The sequence below is a fragment of the Fulvivirga sp. genome, assembly GCF_040220315.1.
Classification (GTDB): domain Bacteria; phylum Bacteroidota; class Bacteroidia; order Cytophagales; family Cyclobacteriaceae; genus Fulvivirga.
The window spans coordinates 1-3489 of record NZ_JAVJUY010000080.1 but is presented as its reverse complement, the minus strand read 5'-3'; the positions used below and the strand labels follow the sequence as shown (position 1 = coordinate 3489).

Sequence of the window (3489 nt, the reverse complement as noted above, 5' to 3'; positions counted from 1 at the left end):
TAGATGTCTTGTTCTCCTTCATCAAACAAAGATCCGTCATTTAATGCCTTCAGAAAAATACCCACACCTTCCGCTGTGGCTAACATGCCTGCTTGTCAGTTATTAAATCCTGCGATACCCAACACGATAGCCACTCATCATATCATCTATGTTAGGATTCATGCAAATTGAAAAGGGCGGTGAAATAAAATATTTTGAGTGTTATGTCAAAAAAAACAGAAATATAAACTAATTGATTTTTCAAGTCTTTATCGAGACAAATTTGAAATGGATTTACACTCATCCTGATTTACTTCCTGTTTCAGGATCTTGTATAGCGCTATTAAGGGTTACTCATTATTTACGATTCAATTCGTACAAATCCGAAATGTCACCAAGTTTTCTGTGAAAAGTCAATCCGGATGACGTTGACTCTATCAGGAACTCACCGGAAAGAATTAATGACCAATCAAATTCAGCTGTCCAAATACAACCGTTGAAAAACGTTATTTTATTTCCTTTAACTTCATAAGTGCCACTACAAATTGCAGGATACTTGATTTTTTCACTTTCTCCATAAAATTGGCCATTAGTTAAGGTGAGTTTTACCTGGGAAGGTTCGTTCTCAGCATCAGGGGAAGACCGATTAAAGGTTCCATGATAAGTTCCTTCAATATCAGCAGGCTTAATACTTTCATTTTCACATGCGCATATTATGAAAGTTGAAATTACCAGAAGAACTAATCCATATGTCTTCATCCTAATTTTTTAGTTTTGTATAGTTAGGATTCATATTCAACAGTTATGGTTGGAATAAACCCTAAGTCAATTCAGGAATTTCCCTTTCAAATAGCAGCAGATTTAGTGATCAGGTAACCTTTGCTGTCAGCTATTCTGTCTGTCTTGAATTGGTCTATTGCTTCTATCAGGTAGTTCTTTCTGATTTGAAATTCATTGCTCTTTTGTTCGCTGTAGTTGAAGTGGTTCGCAATGAGCTTGCCCATTGTGAGTCTGCCATCAAACGGATCATCCATATCATGCTCAGTTACTTCGAGTTGGACTTCACCTTTTTTGGAAATAGCTCCAGTCAGTTTACGTGGAACTCTTCTAAAGAGGGCATGATCAGATTTGGTTTTTCGCAGTTTTATGCGCCCCCAATGATCAATGTTCCCACTCATTTGAGATGGAAATAAGAAGGAGTCAAAAGGAAACCAGTTAATATTCTGTCCAACCGCCTCAGAATAGCTGTAGCCGTTCGGATGAATTACTCCCTCGATCCTTGTAGTATGTGAGCCTATGAATGAGAACCCTTTAGTGTAAACCGTGAATATAATTTGTTCAATTTCAAGCAGCTCGTGAATTTCCATTACCACCTTTTTGTATTCCTCACTTGAAGAATTCAGATAATCATCTATTTGATAGAATTGTTGGCTTTCCAGATTACGCAGTTTTTTTCTTAGACGTGGTTCTTTAAACCAGCCAGCAAATCCACCCGTTCGTTCAATATGCTTAAGTTGCTGCTGAATCGCATTGATTTCAGCCTGTGTTCGTTGTAAAAGTTCTGTCATTTGCGATCCAACTATTACCGGTAAATATCAGATATAGTATGTGGTTCAGATCCGGAGATTAACTCCTAAAATAGCTCATATGCCGTTAATTTCAAAGTACAGATATGCTGATAGTCAGACGATGAAAATCTCAGGTAGCAAAACATACTGCGTGATACAACGGGAATAATTACTGCATCGAAAAGCTGTGTTTATTTGCCCTTCAGTTTTTGTTCTTTTTTGCTTCGATCCCGATTTTGATCATGAGGATGCCCAGACCCGCAAACAGTAGAAACATCCCGATGACAAAGAGGTACATCCCGACACCCATCTTGTTGTTTCCGGAAATCATCATCGGACCAAGCTTCCAGGTGCCATAAAGGACCGCGCAAAGCATGCTGATGCCTCCATATATGGGATACCCGGCATTCATGAGGGTCCTGAGTTCGTTTTGTTTATTGGTATCTAACATAACGTGTAAGCTAGCTACAAATTTGATCATTATCAAGAGGGATAATGTCTAAGGAAAGCATACCTCTCCATGGCTATCCCTTTAGGCTGATAATAAATTATTCTCCTAACAGGTCTGCCTGAGAAGAAACCCGAAAAAGTTCCAGTCGGTGAGGACACCATTGCCTTCAACTTAATAATTAAGAAAAATTTATTCGTTTTCGATCAATAGAAAGCCCCGTAGGGGTGACCTAAATTTAACAGGCCACAAAACATCTTAACCATGAAAATAAAAAAAGGTCTGTCGCGGGGACAGACCTGGTATTTTTTGCTTTCTACCTCTTTATGAGGCGCTTACTTAGCCAGCTCGATCTTAAAGGGTACTTTCAACTTTTCCCAATGCAAATAAGCAACTGTGCTGTTATCAGTGATGTCACCGAAACCGTAGGTGAGCCATTCCATATGAGGAGCTTTCTCTGATGCTACGGTGACCCTCAAGGCATCCTGACTCTCATCATATTTATAGCTTCCCCATGCATCGTTGACCTTATTGAAGATCACCACCCATTCTTTTTCTCCCGGAATCGTATGAATGCTGTATTTACCCTTAGGCAGGGCTTTTCCTTCAATCAACACATCATTGTTTATTTCAATGGTTGTATTGGCGTTAGCACCTGCTCTCCATGGAAATGGTTTATTATCTGAGTAATTATTGCCAGCTTCCATACCATAGGGAACGATGGCTCCATAAATTTTTCGGCCCTTTACACCTGGTCGGCTATACGTGAAAGTGATTTGTGTGTCGTTCCCAATAAATTGGCTCACACTGGCTTTTTGACTTGGCTGGACTTTGTCTTGTGCCTGCAGTTTATTCGGTAATGCAAACACTCCAATAAGGGTAAAAGCAAAAAGGTATTGTAATAGATTTGATTTCATGTTGAATTAATAGTTAAGTGTTAATCAAAAGTATAGAAAAAGGTCAAAAGGTTTAAACCACAGGTTGGCATTTAAAGTTCGTGTTTGCGGCCAGGGCACTACACTTATTAAAATTAAATTCCGACACTTCAACCAAAATCACATCGGTACCCCATGAGATCCCCCAAGCCAATGAAGACCCGGAATACAAATCATACCGTGAATTAGCACAAATTGAAACCCTGTCATACAGGCATTTGATTTAGGTTGCGTACTACAAGCCAGGATAATTATGCATAGGATACTGACTTATAGCACGTCAAAAGCACTCGCAACATGGTATGTATTGTTCAACGCCTGTTTGCTTAGTGCCCAAACCGCCCACACGGGCATGCGGGACATTACCGGACTGGAAATAGCTGCAGAGATGGCTCCCGGTGTAAACCTGTACAACACATTGGATGCGGTCTGTTGGTGGTGTGACCAACACAATGGACTGGAGAGTGAAACAGTTTGGGGACAACCGTACACAACACCCCAAATGATTGAGGCCATAGCAGATAAAGGATTCAAATCACTGAGACTGCCTGTAACCTGG

Annotated in this window: 5 protein-coding genes; 1 reads left to right on the top strand and 4 read right to left on the bottom strand. The window is 40.0% G+C overall.

Annotation, left to right across the window (positions count from 1 at the left end):
- Positions 1-336: 336 nt before the first annotated feature.
- The 4 genes from RLO81_RS03595 to RLO81_RS03580 form a co-directional block, all read right to left on the bottom strand.
- A complete protein-coding gene (locus RLO81_RS03595) occupies positions 337-738 on the bottom strand; it encodes a hypothetical protein (RefSeq protein WP_350107355.1) in 402 nt (133 codons plus the stop codon).
- Positions 739-824: 86 nt separating this feature from the next.
- On the bottom strand, positions 825-1547 hold the full coding sequence (locus tag RLO81_RS03590; RefSeq protein WP_350107352.1) for a hypothetical protein: 723 nt from the start codon (positions 1545-1547) through the stop codon (positions 825-827).
- A gap of 202 nt (positions 1548-1749) precedes the next feature.
- Positions 1750-1998: a hypothetical protein gene (locus RLO81_RS03585; RefSeq protein WP_350107349.1), complete on the bottom strand. Its 249-nt coding sequence runs from the start codon at positions 1996-1998 to the stop codon at positions 1750-1752.
- A 332-nt stretch (positions 1999-2330) separates the two neighbouring features.
- Complete coding sequence (locus tag RLO81_RS03580; RefSeq protein WP_350107346.1) at positions 2331-2912, bottom strand: DUF2911 domain-containing protein; 582 nt, start codon at positions 2910-2912, stop codon at positions 2331-2333.
- Between the two features lie 271 nt (positions 2913-3183).
- Between RLO81_RS03580 and RLO81_RS03575 the strand changes: the two genes are divergently transcribed.
- Positions 3184-3489, top strand: a 306-nt coding sequence (locus RLO81_RS03575) for a cellulase family glycosylhydrolase (protein WP_350107343.1), incomplete at its 3' end; no start/stop codon positions are given.